Source organism: Arthrobacter sp. UYEF36 (assembly GCF_040547025.1).
In the GTDB taxonomy this organism is placed as follows: domain Bacteria; phylum Actinomycetota; class Actinomycetes; order Actinomycetales; family Micrococcaceae; genus Arthrobacter.
In genome coordinates, this window is record NZ_JBEPOX010000001.1 from 500786 (window position 1) to 524163 (window position 23378).

Consider the following 23378-nt stretch of genomic DNA (forward strand, 5'->3'; position numbering starts at 1 on the left):
ACCGGGGTTTGTCACAGTCGACCTGCCGCCGCCGGCCGCCCGGCTGCGGCGTGGATGTGCGGCCCGGGTGGCCGCGGCGCCATGCCGGGGCGCCGCCGAATACGACAAAGCCATTTCAATAGGGGAATATGTACATATGAAGGCACGCATTCTGGTAGTGGACGATGACGAGGCGCTGGCCGAGATGATCGGTATTGTGCTGCGCAATGACGGGTTCGAGCCCGTCTTCTGCGCTGACGGCGGGCAGGCGCTGGAGGTTTTCCGCTCCGCCAAGCCGGACCTCGTGCTGCTGGACCTCATGCTTCCGGGCATTGACGGCATTGAAGTCTGCCGCCAGATCCGGGCCGAGTCCGACGTGCCGATCGTGATGCTCACCGCCAAGGCCGACACCTCGGACGTGGTCCGCGGCCTGGAGTCCGGGGCCGACGACTACGTTCCGAAGCCCTTCAAGCCGGCCGAACTCGTCGCCCGTGTCCGGGCCCGGCTCCGGCCCGGCGACCAGAAGGCGCCCGAGACGCTGCGCATCGCCGATGTCACGATCGACGTGGCGGGACACCTCGTCAGCCGCGGCACCGAGCGCATCTCGCTGACGCCCCTGGAATTCGACCTGCTGGTCGCGCTGGCACGCAAGCCCTGGCAGGTCTTCACCCGGGAACTCCTCCTGGAACAGGTCTGGGGCTACCGGCACGCGGCCGACACGCGGCTGGTCAATGTCCACGTCCAGCGGCTGAGGTCCAAGATCGAACGCGATCCGGAAGCCCCCGAAGTTGTATTGACGGTCCGTGGTGTCGGCTACAAAGCAGGTTCCTGAACCGTCGGACGGCCGCCCAGCAGCCGGTCCGGTCAGCGCCCCGCGGGAACGGGGCGCTCGGGAAAACGTCGCCCGCACCTCAGTTGACCTCCACGAACCAGGTTTGACGGCGCCCGCTTCCGGCGGCCAGGAAGCAGGCACGCCCGCGGCCGGCCCGGCCGAGCCGGGCGACGTCGGACCCGGCACCGCCGCACCCCCTGCGGAGCCGGACGTCCGGCACCCCGCCGGACTGTCCGACGGTTGGCACGCCATACGCTTCCGCACCAGGATCTGGGTGAAGCGCGCCCGGATCGTGGGCGTGCGGGTGGCACGGCTGGTGAGCATCGGCGCTTCGCGCCTGCTTCCGGGCATCCGTTACCTGTTGCGCTCACTGCACCGCAAGTGGCGGCGGTCGCTGCAGTTCCGGACCGTCCTGACGACCCTCATGCTTGCGATCGCGTCCTTTGCCGTCGTCGGCGCGTACCTGTCCAACCAGATCGCCAACAACCTCTTCCAGGAACGGCTCGTCCAGGCCGAGTCCGAGACGCGCTACAACGTCAAGCAGGTACAGGACACGTTCGACGGCGCCCAGGTCACCGACCAGTCCAGCGTCATTACCCTGGTCTATGACACCCTGAACGCGGTCGAGGGCCGCGGCTCCGTGATCCAGCGGCGGTACGTCTTTGAAGCGATGCCCGAACAAACCAAGCCCCGCAACCGCTGGGTCGAATCGCGGGCGTCGGACCAGCTCACCATCAGCGTCATTCCGACCGAACTGCGCACGGCCGTGCAGGATTCCGGCAAGGAGCAGTTCTGGGCCTCCACGGAGTTCCCGGTGGGCACCGAGGACCGCCCCGGAATTGCCGTCGGCAACAAGGTCACCTTCAACGGCACGGTCTACGAGCTGTACCTGATCTATGACCTCAATACGGCGCAAAAGACCCTCGACGAGATCCAGAACGTGCTCCTGGCCGGCGGCGCGGTGCTGGCGCTGCTCATTGGTGCCGTGGCCTGGTACGTGACCCGCAACGTCGTCAGCCCGGTCAGCCACGCAGCGCTGGTCTCCGAGAAGCTCGCCGCGGGACAGCTGCAGGAACGCATGGTGGTCAAGGGCGAGGACGAGGTGGCCCGGCTCGGAGCTTCCTTCAACCACATGGCCGCCAGCCTCCAGGAGCAGATCACCCAGCTCGCCACCCTGTCCCAGATGCAGCAGCGGTTCGTTTCCGACGTCTCGCACGAACTGCGCACCCCGCTCACAACCGTGCGGATGGCCGCCGAGGTGCTGTACGACGCGCGCGGGGACTTCGACCCCATCAACAAACGCTCCGCGGAGCTGCTCTACAACCAGGTGGAGCGCTTCCAGTCCCTGCTGGCCGACCTGCTCGAGATCTCCCGCTTCGACGCCGGTGTGGCCACGCTCGACGCCGAACCGGGAGACATCGTGCAACTTGTTTCGCATGTGATGGAGGGCGTGGCCCCGGTGGCCGCCGAGTACGGTTCCGAGGTCACCCTCAACGCGCCCGCGGGCAGCATCATCGTGGACATGGATGACCGCCGGATCGACCGGATCCTGCGCAACCTCGTCCTGAATGCCCTGGAACACGGCGAGGGCCGCCCGGTGAACATCTCCGTGGCCGCCAACGACAACGCCGTCGCCGTCGCCGTCCGCGACCACGGCATCGGCATGACCCCCACGGAAGCGGCCCGCGTGTTCGACCGCTTCTGGCGTGCCGACCCGGCCAGGGCACGCACCACGGGAGGCAGCGGCCTCGGACTGTCCATCGCGGCCGAGGACGCGAAACTCCACAACGGCTGGCTCCACGCCTGGGGGAGGAAAGGCGGCGGCGCGAACTTCCGCCTCACCCTCGCGCTGCGCCAGGGCGAAACGATCACGAAGTCCCCCCTCCAGCTGGAGCCGGTCGACGTCGGACTCCAGGGTCCGGGCAGCGAACGGACCATGCTGCTGCTGGATCATTCGCCGGCGCCGCGCGACGACAGCGGGAACCAGGCCGCCGACGAATCCGACGGCGGGACGCGTGATGCCCGCACTCCCGATACCCGAGCCACAGTCCCCGGAACAGCGAAAACCGGACCAGCGGAAACCGGAACGAAGGACGGGTCATGAAAGGTTCAGCCCGGAATGCCACCCGCGCGGCAGCGGCGCTGCTGGCGATACTGCTGTTCCTGCTGACGTCGTGCGCCCAGATCCCCCGCTCGGGCCCGGTGGGGAAGAGCACCGACGAGAGCGCCGGGAACCCCAATAATGCGCCGGTTTTCTTTCCGTCCGCGCCCCGCGGGGGGGCCGGACCGGAAGCCGTGATCGAGGACTTCTACTTCGCCGGCAGCGGCTACGAGGACGACTACGCGGTGGCACGCCAATACCTGACCCAGGCGTCGTCGGTCACCTGGAAGCCGGATCAGCGGGTGCTGGTCTTCCGCGCCGCGCGCGTCGTGCCGACCGGCGTCGAAAACGTCTTCAACTACGAACTGGATGTGTCCTACTCCGTCGACGCGGACGGGGTGGCGACCCAGATGCCGGAGGGCACCATAGAGAACATCCCCGCCACCCTGACCCAGGTGGACGGTGAATGGCGGATCGCCGAACTCCCGGACGGCACGGCGATCCCCGAAGAAACATTCAAGGTGATCTACGGCGCCTATCCGATCTATTTCTATGACCCCACGTTCACCTACGCGGTGCCCGACGTCCGGTGGTTCATTAAGAAGAAGACGGTCAAGGCTATGACCAGCGCCCTTCTCGGCGGCCCGGCCCCGTACCTCAAGGGGGCCGTTGTCAGCGCCTTCCCCTCCGGCATCAAGCTGGCCCGCGAGTCGGTCCCGGTCGTGTCCGGCGCCGCGCAGGTGGACCTCACGGCGAAGGACCTCGTGGAGGCGTCCAACGAGGACCGGCTGCGGATGCAGACCCAGCTGGCCCTGACCTTCCGCAGCCAGCCCGATGTCATCAACGTTGAGCTCCGGGCCAACCAGGATCTGGTGCGGGTGGAGGACAACGGTTCGGTTCTCCCGCCGATCCGGGACAAGAACGTCCCGGCCCGTCAGATCGCCGTCAGCGACAACGATCTGGTCCGGTATGAGAACAACCGGATCTCGCCGCTTCCGGACATCCAGCCTGTCTCGGCCCTGGGGCCACGGGTCCCGGCGGAGTCTCCCGTCTCGCAGTCCGCGGCCTTCCTCAACACCGGCCGCGGCACGCTCTACTCCGTGGTGCCGGGGCAGCCCGCCAGGGCGTTGACCACCCGCTCCACCCTGTCCCGCCCGTCCTTCGACCGGTACGACTGGGTCTGGACGGCGGGGCCGGGTGCCAACGGTGCCACGGAAATCATTGCGCACCGGCCCGTCGGCGTGGCGGAAGGCTCAAGTGTCCCGGCGGTGTCGCTGTCCCCGGCCTGGCTCGCCGGACGGGCCGTCAAGGAGTTCCGGGTCTCCCGTGAGGGCACCCGTGCCCTCATCCTCACGGAGCAGAACGGCAAGACCAAGGTACAGATCGCGGGCATTGTCCGAGCCGCGGACGGCACGCCCAAAGACCTCACCGTGCCGATGACGCTGCTGGCGACGAACAATCCGGACCAGGGCGTGTGGGTGGATGACACTACAGTCGCCGTCATGAAGGGCTCACCGAGCGAGTCCGTCACTCCGGAACTGCTGTCCCTCGCATCGTCACAGCCGCTGCAGCTTGCGCCCTGGCCGGGACTGACCGCGCTCAGCGCCGGGAACGGCGGGGAGGAGATCTACGCCCAGTCCGCGGAAGGGATATTCCAGCGGCTTGGCAACGGCTGGTCGCCGCAGCTCAAGGGACCGATTGATCCGTCCTATCCGGGCTAGCGGTCAACGGCCGCCGGGATCCGGTGCGCTCGGATTCAACAACTCCGGCCGGGGAATATCCTGCCGGCGACGTGGCCGGTCCTGACCCGTGGCCGGTCCTGTCCCCGTGGCCGGGGCAGGTCCGGTTTCCGACGGAGACGGCGACTTTTCCACATGGCGTGCCACGGCACTGCTGTTACCTGCCGAGCGGGCGGAACCTAGTTCTGTGGGGACCCCCAGAGAACTCCGTGACCGCGACCGCCGTGCCAGTGCTGCCGCTGCCGGCGCAGACCCAGACGCAGACCCAGACGCCGCAGAAGCAGTCGCCGCCGGGGCTGCAGATACAGACGCCGCCGCCGCAGGCAGAGACGCCGCCGGGGCGAACGTCGACGCGGCCGCCCCCGGAGCAGGAGCAAACGGCGCGCTCGGGCGCAGCCTCGTCTGCATCCGCGCGGCACGGCGAACCCGGCGGCCGTTGGACCCTGACCTGGCTCCGGCGGCGACGGCCACGGCGAGACACCGCGGGGACTACCGCCGGTTACTGGCGCGGCTGGCGGACGGGGCCGCGGATGCAGCGGCCGAAGTGCTGGCCCTCGCCGCCCCAGTGGACTGCGTCTGCTGTGGCGCCGAGGATCTGGCGCTTTGCGCGGGCTGCGAACGGCAGATCCGGCTGCTGATGCGCTGTCCGTTCCGGGCAGAGGCCCAGGCACCCGCGCTGATGGACGTGGACGGCTCCGTGCTGCTTCCGGTTGTGGCCGCAGGGGCGTACCGCGCCGAGTTGGCACAGGCGGTCCTGTCCTTCAAGAGCCACGGCCAGGGACAGCTTGCGGAGGTGCTGTCGCAAGGCCTGGCCCGGGCCATTCGGGCTGCTGCCGGGGAAACCCCTGGGCTCCTGCTCGTCCCCATACCCACCAGCAGCAATGCGTACCGGAAACGGGGATTCAGCCCGGTCCACGTGCTGCTGGGCAGGGCACGGCGGATCCGGACCCCGGGGGGAGGGCCGCATTCCGGGTTCGCAACCGTCCGTGCCCTCCGGAAGACCGGGCCGAGGGCCGCTGTCACGATGACCGGGCAGAGCGCAGGGGAGCCGGTGCCCGGCCCGAATCAGGTGGCGTCCAACCAGGTGGCGTCCAACCAGGTGGCGTCCGGCCGCGGGCTGCCGGGCAGGGTGTCCCGGGCGTGGCCCGGGGCCGCGTACCGCCTCCCGGGAGTCCGGGGAGCACCCGGCGGACAAAAAGGGCTGGGCCGCGGGGACCGCGCCCAGCGCGTGCGGGGATCCATGCGGGTCCGCCGCGGGCTGTTCGCTCCGGAAGTGCACGGCCGGCCGTGCATCATCGTGGACGACGTACTCACAACCGGGGCCACCGTGGCCGAGGCGGCCCGGGCATTGCGGGCGGCCGGCGCCGTGGTGAGGGGCGCCGTCGTCGTCGCTGCGACACGCCCGCCCGTCACAATCGACTTCGGCGACGCGGGCCGCGCGTTGGCAGGGGAACCGGCCGTTAAGGAAAAAAATAAACCAAAAAAGGATGAATAAGAGGGGGCTATGAACTAACGTCGGAGATGGGTACCAAGAATAGATGTACCTGTCGATAGCGGCTCGGAAAGGGGCTCGACTGTCAGTCAGATCAGCCCCAGGAAGTGCCGCCGTCGTGTCACCGAAGTCATTTGGAGGGCACCATGGAGTTCATGATCAGCGGACGTAATTTGACGGTCTCCGACCGGTTCCGCGAGTACGCCGACGAGAAAATCTCGAAGATCGCGTCGCTGGGGGACAAGGTCCAGAGGGTGGACGCGAAGGTTTCCAAGGAGACCAAGGCCCGGCAGACCGACGAGATGCTCACGGTTGAGTTGACCGTCCTGGGACGGGGTCCCGTGATTCGTGCCGAAGCCAGCGCCGCGGACAAGTTTGCCGCGTTCGACCTCGCCTACAACAAGCTTCTTGAACGCCTGCGCCGGGCGAAGGACCGCAAGAAGGTCCACCACGGCAGGCACACCCCCAAGTCCGTCACCGAGGCGACGGCAACCCTGCCGCCGGCGAGCACCAGCGAGCCCATCTACGAAGAAGCAAACCACTGGCAGGAGCCCAAAGAAGCTCCCGCCGATAAATCGCCGTATGAGGTCGAGAACGATATCCCGGCCGGAGACTCGCCGGTGCTCATCCGCCGGAAGGTTTTCCCCGCAGCGTCCCTCACGCTCGACGACGCAGTCGACAACATGGAACTCGTGGGTCACGACTTCTACCTCTTCGTGGACAAGGAGACCAAGGCGCCGTCGGTCGTGTACCGCCGCGACGGGTGGACCTACGGAGTGATCTCCCTCAACCAGACCTGCGAGCCCGGTGAGGCCCCGCTGGAAGAGAAGATCATCGCTTACCGTTCCGAGGATGAGCCGGCCAGCGCCTAAGCTGGTGATGACCATCCAACGAAGGGACTGACGTGCAGGAATCGCTGAGCCTCCAGCAGGCCCGGCGGATCGCACTGGCAGCCCAGGGATTGGACAAAGTACGGCCCGCCGGACCCGTGACAGCACGGGCGGTGGGCCGTACGTTTGCCCGCCTCCAGCTGGTCCAGATCGACTCCGTCAACGTGTTGTCCCGGAGCCACTACCTGCCGTTCTTTTCCCGCCTCGGGAACTACGACCGTGCCATCCTGCAACGAATGGCGGGGCACCACCCGCGCCGCATGATGGAGTACTGGGCCCACGAGGCCAGCTTTATCCGGCCCGACCACTTCCAGGACCTGCTCCTGTGGCAGAGCCGGAAATGGGTGGGGGCCCACTCCATGGACCCTGAACTGCGCAACGGCGTCGCGGCCCGGGTACTTGAGGAGCTCGCCGCCGGCCGCCCGATGACCGCCGCGGAACTCACCGCCCGGCTGGGCCACGTGGAGGACCGGAACCAGGACAACTGGGGCTGGAACTGGAACGTCGTGAAGCGGGTCCTGGAGCACCTCTTCGAAGCGGGCCTCATTTCGGCCGCCTCCCGCACGGACTCTTTTGAACGGCGCTACACGCTCACCGCCCGGGTCCTGCCCGGCCGGCCGGGGGCGTCTGCCTCGGACACCGGGCCGGACCAGGAGGCTGCACTGGTCCGCCTGATCGAGGCCGCCGCCCGGGCCCACGGGATCGGCACGCTGCGGTGCTTTGCTGATTACTTCCGGACGCCCATGCGTGCCGCCGCCGCCGCCCTTGAACAACTCGTCGAAGCCGGCACGCTGCTGCCCGTCACCGTGCCCGGCTGGAACCTGTCTGTCTACCGTCACGTCGAGGCGAAACTGCCCCGCACGGCCACCGGCCGCGCGCTGCTGAGCCCTTTCGACTCACTGGTCTTTGAACGGCGGCGCCTTGAAGCCCTGTTCGGTTTCCACTACCGCATCGAGATCTACACCCCGGAGCCGAAGCGCCGCTATGGCTATTACGTGCTGCCATTCCTGCTGCGCGACGGGATCGTGGCCCGCGTCGACCTCAAAGCCGACCGGGCCAAAGGCCTCCTGCTGGCGAGGGCTGCCCATGCGGAGCCCGGCGCCCCCGCCGACACCGCCGTCGAACTCGCCGCGGAACTGCAGCTCATGGCAGAGTGGTTGGAACTGGACCGGGTGGTTGTCTCCCCGAAAGGGGACCTGGCGCCGGCGCTCGCGGACGCTGTGTCCGGGGCAGGGAGCGGTCTATCCGCTCAGAGGGAACAGGCGTAACCGGCCTGCGTCTCTCCCGTAGACTAAACACGCCAGAATTCGGCAGCTTGAGACTGGGAGCAACTTCACGTGGCATCACTTATCGAAAAACTTCTCCGCACGGGTGACAAAAAAACCCTGAGGCAACTGCGGAACTATGCCGATTCCATTAACGCCCTTGAAAGCTCCTTCCAGACCTTCACCGACGCCGAGCTGCGCGAGGAGACCGACCGTCTCCGTGCCCGCCACGTGGACGGCGAGAAGCTCGATGACCTCCTGCCCGAGGCGTTCGCCGCCGTCCGCGAAGCCTCCTCCCGCACGCTCGGCATGCGGCACTTCGACGTCCAGCTGATGGGCGGTGCCGCCCTGCACCTGGGCAATATCGCCGAAATGAAGACCGGTGAAGGAAAGACCCTCGTGGCGACCGCCCCGGCGTACCTCAACGCCCTTGCCGGCGGAGGTGTGCACGTGATCACCGTGAACGACTACCTCGCTGAATACCAGTCGGACCTCATGGGCCGTGTGTACCGGTTCCTTGGCCTGAGCAGCGGCTGCATCCTGTCCAACCAGGACCCCGCCGTGCGCCGCGAGCAGTATGCCGCGGATATCACCTACGGCACCAACAACGAATTCGGCTTCGACTACCTGCGCGACAACATGGCATGGGACAAGTCCGAGCTCGTCCAGCGCGGCCACCACTTCGCCATCGTCGATGAAGTTGACTCCATCCTGATCGATGAGGCACGGACCCCGCTTATCATCTCCGGCCCTGCGCAGGGCGACACCAACCGGTGGTACAGCGAGTTCGCCAAGGTCGTCACCCGGCTCAAACCGGAGGAGGACTATGAGGTCGACGAAAAGAAGCGCACGGTCGGTGTGCTCGAGGCCGGCATCGAAAAGGTCGAGGACTACCTCGGCATCCACAATCTCTACGAGTCCGCCAACACCCCGCTGATCGGCTTCCTGAACAACGCCATCAAGGCCAAGGAACTCTTCAAACGGGACAAGGACTATGTCATCCTCGACGGCGAGGTGCTGATCGTCGACGAGCACACCGGCCGTATCCTCGCGGGCCGGCGCTACAACGAAGGCATGCACCAGGCGATCGAGGCCAAGGAAGGCGTCGAGATCAAGGCAGAGAACCAGACGCTCGCCACGGTCACGCTGCAGAACTACTTCCGCATGTACGACAAGCTCGCTGGCATGACCGGTACCGCCGAGACCGAAGCCGCTGAGTTCATGAGCACCTACAAGCTCGGCGTCGTCGCGATCCCCACCAACCGAGACATGACGCGCATCGACCAGGCCGACCTCGTCTACAAGAACGAGGCCGTCAAGTTCGACGCCGTTGTCCAGGACATCGCCGAACGGCACGAAAAGGGCCAGCCGATCCTGGTTGGCACCACCAGCGTCGAGAAGAGCGAATACCTCTCCAGGCTGCTGGCCAAGGAAGGCGTACGGCACGAGGTCCTGAACGCGAAGAACCACGCCCGTGAGGCTGCGATCGTGGCCCAGGCCGGCCGGAAGGCTGCCGTGACCGTCGCGACCAACATGGCGGGCCGCGGCACCGACATCATGCTCGGCGGCAACGCCGAGTTCACCGCCGTCGCCGAACTCGAAAAGCGCGGCCTGGACCCGGAAGAAAACTCCGAAGAATACGAAGCGGCCTGGCCCGCAGCCTTCGAAGCGGCCAAGCAGTCGGTCAAGGACGAGCACGAGGAGGTCCTCAGCCTCGGCGGCCTCTACGTGCTGGGCACCGAACGGCACGAATCACGCCGGATCGACAACCAGCTGCGCGGACGCTCCGGACGCCAGGGCGACCCCGGTGAGTCCCGGTTCTACCTGTCGCTCACCGACGACCTGATGCGCCTGTTCAACTCGGGCGCGGCAGAACGGCTGATGAACAGCTCGGTGCCCGACGACGTCGCACTCGAATCCAAGCTCGTCTCGCGTGCCATCGCCTCGGCCCAGGGCCAGGTCGAAGGACGCAACGCCGAACAGCGGAAAAACGTCCTGAAGTACGACGACGTCCTGAACCGCCAGCGCGAGGCCATCTACGGCGACCGCCGCCGCATCCTCGAGGGCGGTGACCTTCATGAGAAGGTCCAGTTCTTCCTGGAAGACACGATCAACTCGTTCATCGAGGAAGCCACCGCGGAGGGCACCGGCGACGACTGGGACTTCAACCTGCTCTGGTCCAACCTCAAAACCCTCTACCCGGTGAGCGTCACCCCGCGCGACCTCATCGACGAGGCCGGCGGAAAGTCGCGGATCACGGTGGACTTCCTCAGGGAGGAGATTCTTTCCGACGCGCGGCTGGTCTACCAGGCACGCGAGGAAGCCATCGGCCATGAGAGCATGCGCGAACTCGAGCGCCGCGTTGTCCTGTCCGTGATCGGCCGCAAGTGGCAGGAACACCTCTATGAGATGGACTACCTGAAGGAAGGCATCGGCCTGCGTGCGATGGCCCAGCGCGATCCCCTGGTGGAATACCAGCGCGAGGGCTTCATGATGTTCCAGGCCATGATGGAGGCCATCCGGGAGGAAAGCGTCGGCTTCCTGTTCAACCTCGAGGTCGAGGTGACCCCCGCCGAGGACGTCGTCGTGGCGGACGCCGCGGGCCAGCACACTGAACACCACGAACCGCAGATCCGGGCAGCCGGGCTCGAGGCTCCCGAAAAGCCGGCCCAGCTGCAGTACACGGCACCCGGCGAGGACGGTTCGGCCCAGACGCGCGTCGAGGCCAAGACCTCCGGCCGCTCCGGCAACCCGGCCAAGGCTGCGCAGGACTCCCCGCGCCGCGCGAACAAGAAGAAGCGGCGCTAGCCGGCTGCCGGCTGAGCCTTAGCTGCCAGGCCGAACGGCGCAGGAACGACAAGAGGACCGGAGTACGCTCCGGTCCTCTTTCGTTGCTGCCTCCTCCTTTCCTCGGTTCCGTTAGCCGGCCCCCCCGCGTGTTTCGCAGACCAGGTGTGTCGGCTGTCAACCGATTTCCAGCACGGTGACCCGCCAGGCAAGCCTGCTCCGCTCGAGCCTCAGGGCAACCGCCCGGACCCGCAACTCCTCGACCACGACGGCGCTGGCCTCATACACGTCAGCGGAGACCCGGCAGGCCCGGACCGAGCGGACCGAGGGGTTGCGGTGCATCCGGCCGGCGGTCGGTGACGCTCCGCAGGGCACCCTCCGGGTCAGCGCGGCCCGGTGCTGCAGCGCCGCAAGGCAGCGCTCGTCGAGCCGCCGGGCGAGCTGCTGCGCCGGCCGGGTGCCGGCCAGGACCTCGATGGCGGCCTGAACCGTGCTGCGGCAGATCGCACAGATCTCCCGGTCCTCATCGGCCACACGGAGCGGTGGTGACGGACGGAGCGACGGTGCCGGAACGCCAGGACCGGACGGGATGGCGCCAGGTGCGCCTCCCGGGACCAGACGCAGTGGCGTGGCAGTGGAGGTGGGGGTTCCTGCGGCGGCGCGGGGGCCGGGCATGGCGCTCATGATGTTTCCTTTGCAGTTGGGCTGGCGGTTCGCGGATGGCTGGGCGATCGTTGTGCTGCTGGTGCTTGTTGACGGAACTGGGTGCGGCATACCGGGGCGGCCTCGGCGATTCGGCGCCTGCGGCTTCAGTGTGCGGGCGGAAGCTGGAGCACCTGGCCCGGCCGCAGGAGGTTGGGGTTCCCGCCGATAATGTCCCTGTTGGCCTGGTAGATCAGGGGCCAGTCCACCGCGATGTCGACGTCGGAGGCGTAGGGTCCCAGGCGGGCCGCCGACAGGCTCCACAATGAATCTCCGGGGCGGACGGTCACCTCCGTGGACGGGCCTCCGGGCTGGGGCGCACGCAGCCGGCCCCGCGCCAGCGGGCCGGGTTCGACAACCGGGCTGAGCGGCCGCCATTGCGGGTCGGCGATGGCCTGGGCGCCGGGCTGCGGCACCGGACCGGGCGTTGCGATCCCGGCGGGCGGCAGGGTCCCAGTCATCGCCGGGCCCGCCGTCGGCGTCCACGCGGCGGATGCTGCCGAGGTGGCTCCCGGGTATCCAGGGAGGGCCGGGGGCGGAGACGCTGTGGCCAAAGGTGCGGTGATCAGCTGGAGCCCGACCAGGGCCAGGGCGAGGCGGCGCATGAAGGCGGGGGTGAACTTTCCGGTCGCCGACGCGGCACGGATGTTCCCGCAGCGATCGAGGAGGGCCGCCGCGACAGCAATGACAAAAGACAGGGCCCACCACATGACCACGATCAGGCCGGCCATGTTGGCCGCAACGCCAAGCTGGTCTTCGAACCCGGGGGACGGCCGCCCTGCCGGGGAGGGCCAGCGCTGGACGATGCCGCCGCCGGTGGCGGCGAGGAGGAGCCCGAGCAGCAAAATGGCGGCGGTCATGGCCGCGTCGGCGTGGAGCCCGCGCCGGTGCCTCGAATCCGGGAAGTCTGCTGCCTTCATGTTCTGACCGCCTCTCGTGGAGTGACCGGCACTTGATGCCGTTTAGTGTTGTTTGATGTGTTTAGACACAGTTTGATCCTTGATCAAGGCATTTGTCTAGAGCTGATTCAAGAAGGCGTTGTTGACCGTTGCGGCATGGCGCGCCTACGCTGGCGCCATGCGCTGGGATGCCCTGTTTGAGGACCTGGAGACACAAATGGCCGCCAGTGAACGGCTGGATCTCGACGCGGAAATCGCGGAGCGGACCCGGGCGGAGGCGGCGGCGGTGGAACTCGCGGACCGATTGCGCGGCTCGCTGGGGATGCTGATTGTGGTTGAACTTGCGTCCGGATCGATGTTCGAAGGGACCCTGAGCCACGCCGGAAGCCAGGCGCTTGTGCTGGATGAACCCTTGCACCAGGTGCTGGTTCCCTACGCCTCGGCGGTACGTTACCTCGGGCTCTCGCGGCTCGCCGTCCCCGAGCCGTCCAAAGTCCGGCAGAGGCTGGGCCTGGCCAGCGCCCTGCGCGGGCTGGCACGGGACAGAACCGCCCTGGCCGTCCTGAGTTCGGGTGGCTCAACGGGTGAAAGGACGCTCCACGGGGTGATCGACAGGGTCGGCCGGGACTACCTTGACTTGGCGGTCACCGGCGACGGCGAGGACCGGCGAGCGGCCAACGTCCGGCAGCTGGCGACCATCCCCTTTGCCGCGCTGGCCGGGATCAGGTCGGCCCGGGCCCCGGGACACCAGGCAGGATAACGGGCCGGGCGCTGCTGCGCTCCCGGGACACCGGGCTCAGCGGGACTTGGACTTTGCCTCTTCGATCATCCGGCTTGCCTCCGCGTAACGCTCCTCGATGTACTGCTCAAGCATCTTCTCCTCGACCCGCCACTGGCCCCTTCCGCCCACCTGGATGGCCTTAAGCTCACCGCTGCGCACGAGCGCGTAGGCAGCCGGGGCATTGATCTGGAGCTGCTCTGCGACGTCGGCAAGGGTCAGGAATCGGGGCATGACTCCATTTTGCCACCAATGGCTTCGTCTGATGCCGATATCCACAGTTTGCCCTTCTTTGTTCCGGCATCTTCCGGTCAGGGCGCGAAGACGTAACAATGATGGTGCCCGGCCAGTGCCGGGGGGCGACTACGGGGGGAGCAGGCGCATGAGTGGGAGCACGGTAGCCGGCGGGGCGCGGCTGAAGAAACCATCCTGGAAAGATCCCAGGCTCCTCATCGGCATCCTTCTCGTCCTGGCCTCCGTCGCGGGGGTGATCTCCCTGGTGGGGGCTGCGGACCAGACAGCCGAGGCCTACACCGCCCGGGAGTCGATCGCCGTCGGCGAAAAACTGACCGTGGACAACCTGAACCGCGTCAAGGTCCGCCTGGGCGATGTCGAGCAGCACTATCTGACACCCGCGGGCGGCGTGCCGGACGGGCTCGTCGCCGTCCAGAGAATCGGCAAGGACGAACTGGTGCCGCGCGCGAGCTTCGGGCAGGTCGACAGCCTGGACCGGAAACCGGTCGCAGTCACTATTGATGAGGCCCTGCCGCCACAGGCGGTCGCCGGGTCACGGGTGGATGTCTGGGTTGCGCTGCCCGATGCCCGGAACGGGTTCACTGCGCCGACCCTGCTGCTGCCGGGAGCCGAAATCGCCCAGATCACCCAGGGCAGCACCGCGCTCGGGTCCGCGCGGTCCACCATTGTGATGGTGCTGGTGACGGACGAGCAGATGCCCAATCTGCTGGGCGCGCAGGCCAACAAGGCAAAGATCTCCGTGGTCTGGAACCCGCGTGGTGCAAACCGATGAGCATCCCGGTCGTCACTGTCGGGGACTCGCGCGAAGACCTGGTCGGCAGGCTGGAACGGCTTCATGGGCCGGTGTCCGTTGTCCGGCGGTGCAACGAACTGGCGGAACTGCTGGCGGCCTGCCAGGGTGGCCTGGCCCGGGCCGCCGTCGTGGCGCAGGGCAGCGAGGAGTTGACGGCGTCGCTGGTCGACCGGCTGTCCGCCGTCGGTGTGGCCGTCGTGGCCCTGACCGACAGCCCGGAGGAAAAGGCCCGGCTGCAGGGGATCGGCGTGGACGCCGAACTTACCGGGGTTGACGCCGCGGCCCTCTCCAGCAGCATCACGGGGGCTGTGGCACGCCTGTCCGGACCTGACCGGAGGCTTCGGCCGGGCGACGGCCCCGGACTTGCCGACGCCGGCCCGGTGCCCGGCCTCCCCGGTGCTGCCGCGAAGGGCCCGGAAGGATCCGGCACCGGAGAGATCATTGCGGTGTGGGGCCCGGCCGGTTCGCCGGGCCGGACCCTGCTCGCAGCGAACATGGCGGCGGAACTCGCTGCCGAGGGAAAATCGGTGTTGCTGGTGGATGCCGACAGCTACGGTGCCAGCGTCGCAGCGATGCTGGGACTCCTGGACGAATCCGCAGGGCTCGCGCAGGCCTGCCGTCTTGCGGACCAGGGTCTCCTCGATGCCGATGCGCTGCTCCGGATCGCCGCGCCGGTGGTGACCAGGGCGGGATCTTTCCGTGTGCTGACCGGAATCACCCGGGCGGACCGCTGGACTGAACTCCGCGCCGCCGCGCTGTCCCTCGTGCTGGCGCGCGCCCGGCAGGTCGCGGACGTCACCGTTGTCGACACGGGTTTCTGCCTTGAAAGCGACGAAGAGCTGAGTTTCGACACGATGGCGCCGCGCCGGAACGCCGCGACGCTGAGGAGCCTTGAACTGGCCGACACCGTGTTCGCCGTCGGGGCCGCTGATTCGATCGGCGTCCCGCGGCTGGTCCGGGGACTGGCCGAACTTGAATCAGCCGTCCCGCAGGCATCGCCGCGCGTGGTGCTGAACAAGGTCCGCCAGTCCGCGGTGGGACGCTCTCCGGAGCGGCAATTGCGCGACGCCTGGGATCGGTACGGTCCCGCCGCCCCGCTGGGGGCATTCCTGCCGGCGGATCCGGTCTCGAGTGACGCTGCCCTCCTTTCGGGGTCGCTGCTGCTCGAAGCGGCGCCCGATTCTCCGCTCCGGAAATCCATCGCCGCGCTCGTTTGTGCACCCGTCCAGCAAAACCGCCGATCCTCTGTATTTTCTTCCACAGCGAAGCGCCGGCTAAAGAGTTAGGCTCGCCATGAGGGCCGCAACGAAGCGGCCATGAACTTTCTTGATGGAGGCGTTTGTCGATGTCGTCTGGGTCCAGCGTGGAGGATCAACCCGTTTCGATCGGTGCCGGAGAAGGCTACCTGAGGGACTACTACGAGCACCTCGCCGGGGAAGACGCCCGGGCATATCCCGGGGAACTGCTCGCTGCACGGGCGCAGACGCACCGCCAGACGGCGGCGCGCAGAGTTCCGGGCAACGCCAACATCACCATCGCCGACGAAGCCGACCGCAGTGTCGTTTTCATCGTCACCGACGACATGCCTTTCCTTGTTGACTCGGTCAACGCCGAACTGGTCCGGCAGAACGCCCCCATCCACCTGGTGATGCATCCGCTGTTCGTCGTGACCCGCAACCGTGAGAGCGGTGAGCTGGTCCGGGTCGCACGGGTCCCCTCGCACCTGGGCATCTCCAGCGGCGACACGGCGGCAATGCCGAACCTGTCGCACCTGATCGCCCAGGGCGACAACGCCTCCCACATGGAGTCCTGGATCGCCGTCGAAATCGACCGCGTCGACGACGTGAAGCGCGCGGCGCTGACCGAGGGCATCGGACGGGTGCTCGACGATGTGCGTGCCGCCGTGGAGGACTGGCCGAAGATGCGGAACCGGGCCATCCAAATTGCCGGGGACCTGGACAAGCTCGCCAATCCGGCGCAGATCGCCGAACTCCGACAGGCCCAGGACCTGCTCCGCTGGCTGGACGACGGGAACTTCACCTTCCTCGGCTACCGCGAATATGACCTCAAGAACGAATCCGGCGAGGATGTCCTGGAACCCCGGGACGAGAGCGGCCTCGGGCTGTTGCGCGGCGGGGCCGACACCCCGCACCAGATCCAGCACCTCACCGAGACTGGCCGGAAGAAGGCCCGCGAAAAGCGTGCGCTCGTTATCACCAAGGCCAACTCCCGCTCCACCGTCCACCGCTCTGCGTACCTGGACTACATCGGAGTCAAGAGCTTCGATGCAGCCGGCAACGTCAACGGCGAACGCCGCTTCATCGGACTCTTCGCCACCACGGCCTATGCCGGATCCGTGCGCGAAATCCCGGTGGTCCGCGAGAAAGTCGCCGCGGTCCTGAGCGAGGCCGGCTTCCCGCCGGATTCCCACTCGGGCAAGGACCTCCTGGGCATCCTCGAAACCTACCCCCGCGACGAGCTCTTCCAGATCGAAATCCCCGATCTGGCCGCCATTGCGACCGGCATCCAGCGGCTGCAGGAACGGCGCCGGACCCGGCTGTTCCTCCGACCGGACATCTACGGGCGCTTTATGTCCGCCCTCGTCTACCTTCCTCGCGACCGGTACACCACGAACGTGCGCCTGCGCATCGAGCAGGAACTCCGTGAGACCTTCGACGCCGTGTCCATCGACTATGAAGCGCGGATGACCGAATCCGCCCTGGCCCGGCTCTTCTTCCGGATCAGGCTTCCGAAAAACGCCGATGTCAGCAACGTCAACAGCGACGATGTCGAGAAACGGCTGGTCCGCGCGGCCCGCTCGTGGAGCGAAGGCATCGCCGAGGTCCTGCGCGCCCGCGCCGATGGCCCCGGCGGCGCCAAGGACGACGGCGCCAAGGGACGTGCCGTGGTATGGGCCGAGGCCTTCCCCGCGGGCTACCGCGTCGATTACGAGGTGGAGGATGCCCTGGAGGACATCGCCCGCTTCGAGAAGTACGGTGCCGCGCCGGCGGCCGAAGCGGCCCAGGAACATCCCGGCGTCCATGTCTACCTCCCCGACGGCGCCGGCGCGACGCTTGAAGAGGACGCCCGCGTCAAGCTCTACATGCTCGAGCCCAAGAGCCTCAGCCAGATTCTGCCCTACTTCCACAACCTGGGCCTGGAAGTCCTGGACGAGCGCCCGTTCGAGATCGAAACCGCGGACCACCGTGACTTCTTCCTCTACGACCTGGGCCTGAAGTACCCGGCCGGGGTGGACCCGCTCAAGACCGGGCAGCTGCTCGCGGACTCCTTCGGTGCCGCGGTGTCCGGCGCGGTGGAATCGGACAGCTTCGACCGGCTGGTGCTGCGCGAGGGAATGCACTGGCGCCAGGTGGTCGTGCTGCGTGCTTACGCCAAGTACATGCGGCAGATGGGCAATACCAACTCCTACGGATTCCTGGCCGACACCCTGCTGGCCAACCCTGATGTCAACCGCGGACTCAGCGCCCTGTTCGAGGCCCGCTTCGACCCCTCGCTGGACGAGGAAGCACGCCGGCTCCGGCAGGACGAGGTCCTCACCGGACTGGACGCTGCGATCGAAAAGGTCGCGACCCTGGACGCCGACCGGGTGCTGCGGACCTTCAAGAACCTGATCCTGGCGACGCTGCGCACCAACTACTACCAGAACAAACCGCACCTCAGCTTCAAGCTGAACCCCTCCGCCATCGAGGGCCTGCCGTTCCCGCGGCCGATGTTCGAGATCTGGGTCTACTCGCCCCGGGTCGAGGGGGTGCACCTGCGCTTCGGCAAGGTCGCCCGCGGCGGGCTGCGCTGGTCGGACCGGCGCGAGGATTTCCGCACGGAGATCCTTGGCCTGGTCAAGGCCCAGACGGTCAAAAACGCAGTAATTGTGCCCACCGGTGCCAAGGGTGGGTTCTACGCCAAGCAACTCCCGGACCCGGCGGCGGACCGCACCGCCTGGATGGCGGAGGGCGTCGAAAGCTACAAGACGTTCATCCGCGGTCTCCTGGACGTCACGGACAACCTCGTCACGACGACGGAGGGTGAGCAGCTGGTGCCGCCGGCCGACGTCGTACGGCACGATGACGCCGATTCCTACCTTGTCGTCGCGGCTGACAAGGGAACGGCCTCCTTCTCCGACATCGCCAACGGCCTGGCCGCGGAATACGGTTTCTGGCTCGGTGACGCCTTCGCCTCCGGCGGCTCCGTCGGCTACGACCACAAGGCCATGGGCATCACCGCCCGCGGCGCCTGGGAATCGGTCAAGCGCCACTTCAGCGAGCTGGACCTGGACACGCAGTCCGAACCGTTCACGGTCGTCGGCGTCGGCGACATGTCCGGTGATGTGTTCGGCAACGGCATGCTGCTCTCCAAGCACATCCGGTTGCTTGCAGCCTTCGATCACCGGCATATCTTCCTCGATCCCACCCCGGATGAGGCTGTCTCCTTCGCCGAGCGCCAGCGGCTCTTCGAGCTGCCCCGTTCCTCCTGGGACGACTACAACAAGTCACTGATCAGCGAGGGCGGCGGTGTCTTTGCCCGCCAGGCCAAGTCCATCCCGGTCTCGGAGCAGGTCAGGTCCGCGCTCGGACTGCCCGACGGGACCACCCAGCTCAGCCCGCCCGAACTGCTGCGCGCGATCCTGCTCGCCCCGGCCGACCTGCTCTACAACGGCGGAATCGGCACCTACGTCAAGGCCAGCACCGAAACCAACGCCGAGGTGGGCGACAAAGCCAATGACTCCATCCGGGTCGACGGCCGCGACCTGCGCGTGAAGGTGGTCGGTGAAGGCGGAAACCTGGGCATGACCCAGCGTGGCCGAATTGAGGCGGCCCTCCAGGGAGTCATCCTGAACTCGGACGCGATCGACAACTCCGCCGGCGTGGACTGCTCCGACCACGAGGTCAACATCAAGATCTTCGTGGACCGGATGGTTGCCGCGGGGAAGCTGGATCCTGCGGAGCGTTCGGAGTTCCTGGCATCGATGACCGACGAGGTCGGCCGGCTCGTGCTGGAGGACAATATCGACCAGAACATCCTGCTGCTCAACGACCGGATGCGGGTTTCCGAATGGAGCCCCAGCTACGAGCGGCTGATGGACTGGCTGGAAAAGTCCGCCGATCTGAAGCGCGATCTGGAGGCGCTCCCGACCACGGAGACACTGCGCGAGCGGCTGGAACAGGGCCAGGGGCTGACCTCGCCCGAGCTGTCGGTGCTGGCGGCCTACGCCAAGATCGAACTTGCCTCGGCACTCCGGGACAGCGACCTGTCCGAGGACCCGTGGTTCCGGCAGACGCTGCGGGCCTACTTCCCGCAGCAGCTGCGCGACAGGTTCGACGCCGAGCTCGACACCCATCCGCTGCGGCGCGAAATCATCGCCACGGTGGTGGCGAACGACATGATCAACATGGGCGGCATCACCTTCGCATTCCGCGCCATGGAGGAGACCTCGGCCACCGAGGCCGCCGTCGCCAAGGCCTTCGTGGCGCTGCGCGAGGTCTACGAACTGGACATCATGGTCGGGGAACTCAACGAGCTGCCCGCGTCCTTCCCGACTGAGCACTGGAGCACCGTGCACCTGGACATCCGCCGGCTGCTGGACCGGGCCGTGCGGTGGGTCCTGAGCCAGGGCAACGCTTCCCGTCCCATTGCCGAGATCGTTGGCGAGTTCAAGCCGCTGATGGATCCGATGCGGGCACGCCTGCTGGACTACCTGCGCGGCGAAGACCGCGCCCGGGTGGCCGAATGGCTCGAGAAGGCGCGCGGCTGGGAACTGCCCGAGGACCTGGCGCACCGCTGGGCGGAACTGTTCGAGAGCTTCGTGCTGCTGGACATCGCCAAGATCGTCCACGCCAGCCCGGAACCCGTCGAGAACATCGCCCATGTCTACTACACGGTGTTCAACCGCTTCCACGCCGACTCGCTGCTCGAACGCATCACGAAACTGCCGCGGAGGGACCGCTGGCAGGCGCTGGCCCGGGCCGCCCTCCGTGACGACCTCTACTCGACCGTTTCAGACATGACGACGGCGGTGCTGGAGGCAACGTCTCCGGAAATGCCGGCGGAGGAGCGGCTGGAAGCCTGGGAGGGCCAGAATGTGGAGCAGCTGGACCGGGCGAGGAGCATGTTCGATGAGGTGAACGCCCTCGAGGCCGATGACATGGCCTCGCTGTCGGTAGCATTGAGGCTCTTGAGGTCAATCGTTCGACGCTAGGCAGCCGACACTGCCGGCGTCGCAAATGGAGGTGCTGTGGCAATCTTTACGGACCCTATCAGGGAGCATGCTGATTTCGGGCCGGGGGATGCTGAGTGGCTGCACCTCCTTGTCGGCGACTGGCAGATGGTCGCGGACCTGGCGTTCGCGGACCTGGCGCTGTGGTTTCCGCACCCTGAGTTCGGCTATGTGGCGCTGGCCCACGTCCGCCCCTCCACCACGCATACGGTGTTCCACGCCGACTTCGTGGGGGAGGGGATCAGGTCGGATCTGCAGCCGCTGGTCGACAAGGCCTGGGAGAGCCGCACCATCGAGCGCTCCAACGAGACCAACTGGAGCAGCGACATGGCCCTGCGGGTCGAGGCCGTGCCGATGGTCCGCAACGGCCGGACGCTGGCGATTGTCACGACCCACATGGACCTTTCCAGCTCCCGGATGCCGTCGCGGCTGGAGCTGACCTACCGGCAATGCGCCTACGATCTGCTGCGGATGGGGACGCTGGGACTGTGGCCGGACTTTGCCTCGCCCACCGGGTCCCGCCGCGGCGCCCCCCGCGTCGGTGACGGCCTGATCAGGCTCGACGCCGAAGGCATCGTCCAGTACGCGAGCCCCAACGGGGTCTCGGCGTTCCGCCGGCTCGGCGACGGCGAGTCCCTCGAGGGCAGGAGCCTGGCCGAGGTGACCGCGGGCCTGCTGAAGGACCGCCGCCTGGTGGACGAGACCCTCCCGCTGGTCGTCACCGGACGCATGCCGTGGCGCAGTGAAATCGAGTCCCGCGGGGTCAGCCTGTCGCTGCGGGCGATTCCCCTGCGCGACGAGCAGCAGCGCTTTGGTGCGCTGGTGCTCTGCCGCGACGTCTCCGAGTTGCGGCGGCGGGAGATGGAACTCGTGACGAAGGACGCCACGATCCGCGAGATCCACCACCGGGTAAAGAACAACCTGCAGACCGTGGCTGCGCTGTTGCGGATGCAGTCGCGGCGCATGGTCAGCGACGAGGCCAAACAGGGACTCGAGCAGGCGATGCGACGCGTGGCCACGATTGCGCTGGTGCATGAGACGCTCTCGCAGGGCCTGACCCAGAGCGTCGACTTCGATGAGCTCATTGGCCGCCAGTTCCGGCTCTCGGCAGAGGTGGCCTCCCCGTCCCAGCAAGTGAAGACGGAACGCTCCGGACTCTTCGGCGAGCTGCCGAGCGACTCTGCCACGCCGCTTGCCCTGGTGATCAACGAACTGGTGACGAACGCCGTCGAACACGGCCTGGAGGGCCGGACCGGCACCGTCTGGCTGATCGCGGACCGTTCCGAAAGCGAGGACGGCGAGGAGCTGCTCACCGTGACGGTCGCGGACGACGGGGTCGGCATCCCCGCCACCCCCTACGTGGAGGGACTCGGCCTGCAGATCGTGCGCACCCTGGTGACGAGCGAATTGGGCGGCAGCATCCAGTGGAAGGCGAGGGAGGGCGGCGGAACGGCTGTCCAGATTGTCCTGAGCCTGGCCAAAAGGTAGCCCCCCGGCCAGCGACGGTGACCCCACCCTGCGGCTCACCGGCCGGCCCGCCGGCCGTCAAATGGTCTGCTTAACGGGCAATGGCCGCAGACGGAGGTCTGCGGCCATTGCTGTCCTGTCGCTCACAGCGGATCGCCGGCGGGCCGGCTTCAGGACCCTGGTGTCAGGAGGCGCGGCGGGCGCGGGCCGCGCGGCGCTTCAGGGCGCGGCGCTCGTCCTCGCTCATGCCGCCCCAAACGCCGGCGTCCTGCCCGGACTCGAGGGCCCACTGCAGGCAGGTGTCGACGACAGGGCATCGCCGGCAAACACTTTTGGCTTCCTCGATCTGCAGGAGGGCGGGGCCGGTGTTTCCTACGGGGAAGAAAAGCTCCGGGTCCTTGTCAAGGCACGCTGCGCGGTTACGCCAATCCATGCTGATCAGTCACTCCATTTCCTGGTCACACATTAAAGGCCTTTGTGAAATTATTCACTAGAGGCTTCATAAGAAAGGGGCCCTCTGGGGCCCCCTCGGTCATCTGGATTAAGCGTGTCATGTTAATGCTGCGTAAACAAGGGGTACCTGGCTGCAAAATACCCCGGGATCGTGAGCGATGCATCACATTGGCTGGCGGTGTCCGCCCATCTGGCCGACTATGTCCGGTACTGTGCCAGTGTGTCAAGAGCCCCTGAAGACCCCTCCGAATCAGCCGACAGCCGCGACGCCGACCCCGCCGGGATACCGGCAGGTGGCGCCGGGACCGGCGCACCGGCACGGCCCGCAGGAATCATGGTGATCGCGGTCATCGTGGCCCTGGAGGCGACCGCGCTGCTGTTGACAGCCATCTGGTACGGCAGCCAACTGCTGACCGGCGCCCCGGTGCTCTCCTTCTGGGGGGCAGTCTTCACATTGGGGCTCCTGCTGGCCTTCTCCGCCTGGCTCTACGCGGTGTGCACTTTCCTGTTCCGCGGCTACCGGTGGCCGCGCGCGGGCGCCCTCGTGGCGCAGCTCTTCACGCTGACGATCGGCTTTCCAACAATGACGGGCGGGTACCCGCTGGCGGGCCTGGCCATGCTGGTGCCGGCGGTGCTCGCCATCGTTCTGCTGTTCGACAAGCGTGTCATCGCGTTCGCTTCAAGGGCCGGCGGGGCACCGCCGGCCCTGTAGCC

17 protein-coding genes are annotated in these 23378 nt (G+C 67.3%); 13 read left to right on the plus strand and 4 right to left on the minus strand.

What is annotated here, in order from left to right:
* The first annotated feature begins 136 nt into the window (after positions 1-136).
* The 7 genes from mtrA (at position 137) to secA (ending at position 11106) form a co-directional block, all read left to right on the plus strand.
* On the plus strand, positions 137-811 hold the full coding sequence (mtrA, locus tag ABIB29_RS02375; protein ID WP_024365603.1) for an MtrAB system response regulator MtrA: 675 nt from the start codon (positions 137-139) through the stop codon (positions 809-811).
* A gap of 250 nt (positions 812-1061) precedes the next feature.
* A complete protein-coding gene (gene mtrB, locus ABIB29_RS02380; protein ID WP_354170280.1) occupies positions 1062-2915 on the plus strand; it encodes an MtrAB system histidine kinase MtrB in 1854 nt (617 codons plus the stop codon).
* Positions 2912-4633, plus strand: a complete 1722-nt coding sequence (locus ABIB29_RS02385) for an LpqB family beta-propeller domain-containing protein (RefSeq protein ID WP_354169705.1) — start codon at positions 2912-2914, stop codon at positions 4631-4633. The genes mtrB and ABIB29_RS02385 overlap by 4 nt, the downstream gene beginning before the upstream one ends.
* Positions 4634-5330: 697 nt before the next feature.
* Entirely contained in the window at positions 5331-6146 is an 816-nt protein-coding gene (locus tag ABIB29_RS02390) for a ComF family protein (protein WP_354170281.1), read from the plus strand.
* A gap of 143 nt (positions 6147-6289) precedes the next feature.
* Positions 6290-7015: a ribosome hibernation-promoting factor, HPF/YfiA family gene (gene hpf, locus ABIB29_RS02395; RefSeq protein ID WP_354169707.1), complete on the plus strand. Its 726-nt coding sequence runs from the start codon at positions 6290-6292 to the stop codon at positions 7013-7015.
* Positions 7016-7047: 32 nt separating this feature from the next.
* Complete coding sequence (locus tag ABIB29_RS02400; RefSeq protein WP_354169709.1) at positions 7048-8301, plus strand: winged helix-turn-helix domain-containing protein; 1254 nt, start codon at positions 7048-7050, stop codon at positions 8299-8301.
* Between the two features lie 69 nt (positions 8302-8370).
* The gene (secA, locus tag ABIB29_RS02405) at positions 8371-11106 is read left to right on the plus strand and encodes a preprotein translocase subunit SecA (protein ID WP_354169711.1); all 2736 of its coding nucleotides are present in this window, start codon (positions 8371-8373) and stop codon (positions 11104-11106) included.
* 156 nt (positions 11107-11262) lie between these two features.
* Here the strand turns inward: secA and ABIB29_RS02410 are convergent, their stop codons facing one another.
* Together ABIB29_RS02410 and ABIB29_RS02415 are read right to left on the minus strand one after the other, a co-directional pair.
* Entirely contained in the window at positions 11263-11769 is a 507-nt protein-coding gene (locus ABIB29_RS02410; protein WP_354169713.1) for an Rv3235 family protein, read from the minus strand.
* A gap of 125 nt (positions 11770-11894) precedes the next feature.
* A complete protein-coding gene (locus ABIB29_RS02415) occupies positions 11895-12707 on the minus strand; it encodes a LysM peptidoglycan-binding domain-containing protein (protein WP_354169715.1) in 813 nt (270 codons plus the stop codon).
* A 121-nt stretch (positions 12708-12828) separates the two neighbouring features.
* Here ABIB29_RS02415 and ABIB29_RS02420 point away from each other — a divergent pair, with 121 nt between their 5' ends.
* Positions 12829-13446 (plus strand): hypothetical protein, encoded by a 618-nt coding sequence (locus ABIB29_RS02420; RefSeq protein WP_354169716.1) that lies wholly within the window; start codon positions 12829-12831, stop codon positions 13444-13446.
* A gap of 36 nt (positions 13447-13482) precedes the next feature.
* Here the strand turns inward: ABIB29_RS02420 and ABIB29_RS02425 are convergent, their stop codons facing one another.
* A complete protein-coding gene (locus ABIB29_RS02425; RefSeq protein ID WP_224047050.1) occupies positions 13483-13698 on the minus strand; it encodes a helix-turn-helix domain-containing protein in 216 nt (71 codons plus the stop codon).
* A 148-nt stretch (positions 13699-13846) separates the two neighbouring features.
* On the opposite strand from ABIB29_RS02425, the gene ABIB29_RS02430 reads away from it, so the two are divergent.
* The 4 genes from ABIB29_RS02430 to ABIB29_RS02445 are packed head-to-tail and all read left to right on the plus strand — an operon-like array spanning position 13847 to position 22232.
* Positions 13847-14491: a CpaB family protein gene (locus ABIB29_RS02430; RefSeq protein WP_354169718.1), complete on the plus strand. Its 645-nt coding sequence runs from the start codon at positions 13847-13849 to the stop codon at positions 14489-14491.
* Entirely contained in the window at positions 14488-15798 is a 1311-nt protein-coding gene (locus ABIB29_RS02435) for a CpaE/TadZ family protein (protein WP_354169720.1), read from the plus strand. Before ABIB29_RS02430 ends, ABIB29_RS02435 begins: the two co-directional genes overlap by 4 nt.
* Positions 15799-15857: 59 nt before the next feature.
* The gene (locus tag ABIB29_RS02440; RefSeq protein ID WP_354169722.1) at positions 15858-20726 is read left to right on the plus strand and encodes an NAD-glutamate dehydrogenase; all 4869 of its coding nucleotides are present in this window, start codon (positions 15858-15860) and stop codon (positions 20724-20726) included.
* 36 nt (positions 20727-20762) lie between these two features.
* Entirely contained in the window at positions 20763-22232 is a 1470-nt protein-coding gene (locus ABIB29_RS02445) for a sensor histidine kinase (protein WP_354169724.1), read from the plus strand.
* Positions 22233-22395: 163 nt separating this feature from the next.
* On the opposite strand, the gene ABIB29_RS02450 is transcribed toward ABIB29_RS02445, so the two are convergent.
* Positions 22396-22644: a WhiB family transcriptional regulator gene (locus ABIB29_RS02450; RefSeq protein WP_003804966.1), complete on the minus strand. Its 249-nt coding sequence runs from the start codon at positions 22642-22644 to the stop codon at positions 22396-22398.
* Between the two features lie 240 nt (positions 22645-22884).
* On the opposite strand from ABIB29_RS02450, the gene ABIB29_RS02455 reads away from it, so the two are divergent.
* Positions 22885-23376: a hypothetical protein gene (locus tag ABIB29_RS02455; RefSeq protein WP_502915541.1), complete on the plus strand. Its 492-nt coding sequence runs from the start codon at positions 22885-22887 to the stop codon at positions 23374-23376.
* The last annotated feature ends 2 nt before the right edge of the window (positions 23377-23378 follow it).

Excerpts from the sequence above, each read along its gene's own strand:
- mtrA (WP_024365603.1), top strand. The coding sequence starts at position 137 with ATGAAGGCACGCATTCTGGTAGTGGACGATGACGAGGCGCTGGCCGAG.
- ABIB29_RS02385 (WP_354169705.1), top strand. The coding sequence starts at position 2,912 with ATGAAAGGTTCAGCCCGGAATGCCACCCGCGCGGCAGCGGCGCTGCTG.
- ABIB29_RS02390 (WP_354170281.1), top strand. The coding sequence starts at position 5,331 with ATGGACGTGGACGGCTCCGTGCTGCTTCCGGTTGTGGCCGCAGGGGCG.
- hpf (WP_354169707.1), top strand. The coding sequence starts at position 6,290 with ATGGAGTTCATGATCAGCGGACGTAATTTGACGGTCTCCGACCGGTTC.
- ABIB29_RS02410 (WP_354169713.1), bottom strand. The coding sequence starts at position 11,769 with ATGAGCGCCATGCCCGGCCCCCGCGCCGCCGCAGGAACCCCCACCTCC.
- ABIB29_RS02415 (WP_354169715.1), bottom strand. The coding sequence starts at position 12,707 with ATGAAGGCAGCAGACTTCCCGGATTCGAGGCACCGGCGCGGGCTCCAC.
- ABIB29_RS02425 (WP_224047050.1), bottom strand. The coding sequence starts at position 13,698 with ATGCCCCGATTCCTGACCCTTGCCGACGTCGCAGAGCAGCTCCAGATC.
- ABIB29_RS02430 (WP_354169718.1), top strand. The coding sequence starts at position 13,847 with ATGAGTGGGAGCACGGTAGCCGGCGGGGCGCGGCTGAAGAAACCATCC.
- ABIB29_RS02435 (WP_354169720.1), top strand. The coding sequence starts at position 14,488 with ATGAGCATCCCGGTCGTCACTGTCGGGGACTCGCGCGAAGACCTGGTC.
- ABIB29_RS02440 (WP_354169722.1), top strand. The coding sequence starts at position 15,858 with ATGTCGTCTGGGTCCAGCGTGGAGGATCAACCCGTTTCGATCGGTGCC.
- ABIB29_RS02450 (WP_003804966.1), bottom strand. The coding sequence starts at position 22,644 with ATGGATTGGCGTAACCGCGCAGCGTGCCTTGACAAGGACCCGGAGCTT.